The sequence below is a fragment of the Corynebacterium sp. HMSC08A12 genome (genome assembly GCF_001807485.1).
Classification (GTDB): Bacteria; Actinomycetota; Actinomycetes; order Mycobacteriales; family Mycobacteriaceae; genus Corynebacterium; species Corynebacterium evansiae.
The window spans coordinates 1-2,426 of the sequence record NZ_KV789160.1 but is presented as its reverse complement, the minus strand read 5'-3'; the positions used below and the strand labels follow the sequence as shown (position 1 = coordinate 2,426).

Here is a 2,426-nt window from a genome sequence, read left to right as displayed (position 1 = left end):
CCCTTGGGACCTACTCCAGCCCCAGGATGCGACGAGCCGACATCGAGGTGCCAAACCATCCCGTCGATATGGACTCTTGGGGAAGATCAGCCTGTTATCCCCGGGGTACCTTTTATCCGTTGAGCGACACCGCTTCCACAAGCCGGTGCCGGATCACTAGTCCCTACTTTCGTACCTGCTCGACCTGTCAGTCTCACAGTCAAGCTCCCTTGTGCACTTACACTCAACACCTGATTGCCAACCAGGCTGAGGGAACCTTTGGGCGCCTCCGTTACACTTTGGGAGGCAACCGCCCCAGTTAAACTACCCACCAGGCACTGTCCCTAACCCGGATCACGGGCCGAGGTTCAGATGCCCAATCCGATCAGAGTGGTATTTCACCAACGACTCCACAACCACTAGCGTAGCCGCTTCACAGTCTCCCACCTATCCTACACAAACCGAACCGAACACCAATACCAAGCTATAGTGAAGGTCCCGGGGTCTTTTCGTCCTGCCGCGCGTAACGAGCATCTTTACTCGTACTGCAATTTCACCGGGCCTGTGGTTGAGACAGCAGGGAAGTCGTTACGCCATTCGTGCAGGTCGGAACTTACCCGACAAGGAATTTCGCTACCTTAGGATGGTTATAGTTACCACCGCCGTTTACTGGGGCTTAAATTCTCCGCTTCGACCCAAAGGATCTAACAGGTCCTCTTAACCTTCCAGCACCGGGCAGGCGTCAGTCCGTATACATCGACTTACCGTCTTCGCACGGACCTGTGTTTTTAGTAAACAGTCGCTTCCCTCTATTCTCTGCGACCACCACCAGCTCAACACGTCGTTCACCAGCAGCGGCACCCCTTCTCCCGAAGTTACGGGGCCATTTTGCCGAATTCCTTAACCACAGTTCACCCGAACGCCTTAGTATTCTCTACCTGACCACCTGTGTCGGTTTACGGTACGGGCCGTACATGCACTCACTAGAGGCTTTTCTCGACAGCATAGGATCACCAACATCCCCACAACGGGTACGCATCACGCCTCACCCTTAATGCAGGACGGATTTACCAAATCCTGCGGGCCACACGCTTACACCACAATCCAATCAGTGGCTCGGCTACCTTCCTGCGTCACCCCATCGCTTGGCTACTACCAGATCAGGTCCCACGCATCCACACACCACACACACAAAGTGCACGTAGCATCCTTCAGGGTGGTTAGTATCACTGATTCACCATTGGTCGCACACACACGGGTACGGGAATATCAACCCGTTAACCATCGACTACGCCTGTCGGCCTCGCCTTAGGACCCGACTCACCCTGGGAAGATTAGCTTGACCCAGGAACCCTTAGTCATCCGGCGGATACGTTTCACACGCATCATTCGCTACTCATGCCTGCATTCTCACTCGCATAACCTCCACCACACGGTCACCCGGCAGCTTCAACGATCACACGACGCTCCCCTACCAACCCAACACAATGTTGAGTTCCGCGGTTTCGGCGGTGTACTTGAGCCCCACTACATTGTCGGCGCAGAACCACTCGACCAGTGAGCTATTACGCACTCTTTCAAGGATGGCTGCTTCTAAGCCAACCTCCTGGCTGTCTTCGCGATCCCACATCCTTTTCCACTTAGCACACTCTTAGGGGCCTTAACCGGCGATCTGGGCTGTTTCCCTCTCGACTAACGAAGCTTATCCCCCGCAGTCTCACTGCCGCGCTCTGACTTACCGGCATTCGGAGTTTGGCTGACGTCGCTAAGATGATAGTCCCGCTCAACCAACCAGTAGCTCTACCTCCGGCAAGAAACACACGACGCTGCACCTAAATGCATTTCGGGGAGAACCAGCTATCACGGAGTTTGATTGGCCTTTCACCCCTACCCACAACTCATCCCCTCAGTTTTCAACCTAAGTGGGTTCGCGCCTCCACAGCCTCTTACAGCTGCTTCACACTGGCCATGGGTAGATCACCCCGCTTCGGGTCCAGGACACGCCACTAAAACACCCTCATTAGGATTCGGTTTCCCTACGGCTACCCCACAACACGGGTTAACCTCGCGACATGCCGCTGACTCGCAGGCTCATTCTTCAAAAGGCACGCCATCACCCTCTAAAAGGCTCTGACGGCTTGTAGGCACACGGTTTCAGGTACTATTTCACTCCCCTCCCGGGGTACTTTTCACCATTCCCTCACGGTACTCATACACTATCGGTCACAATAAGTATTCAGGCTTACCGGGCGGTCCCGGCAGATTCACAGCAGATTCCACGAGCCCGCTGCTACTCGGGTATCACATCAACCCCAACACCACATGCTTTCACGTACCGGACTCTCACCGTCTACGGCAGGCCATTCCAAACCACTTCCGCTAACACATGACATCAGGGCACGGCATGGCAGCACCGCACAACACAACCCCACAACCCCACACACGCA

Annotated in this window: 1 rRNA gene; it reads right to left on the bottom strand. The window is 54.9% G+C overall.

Annotation, left to right across the window (positions count from 1 at the left end):
* A 23S ribosomal RNA gene (locus HMPREF3166_RS00005) occupies positions 1 to 2,426 on the bottom strand; the annotation flags it as partial.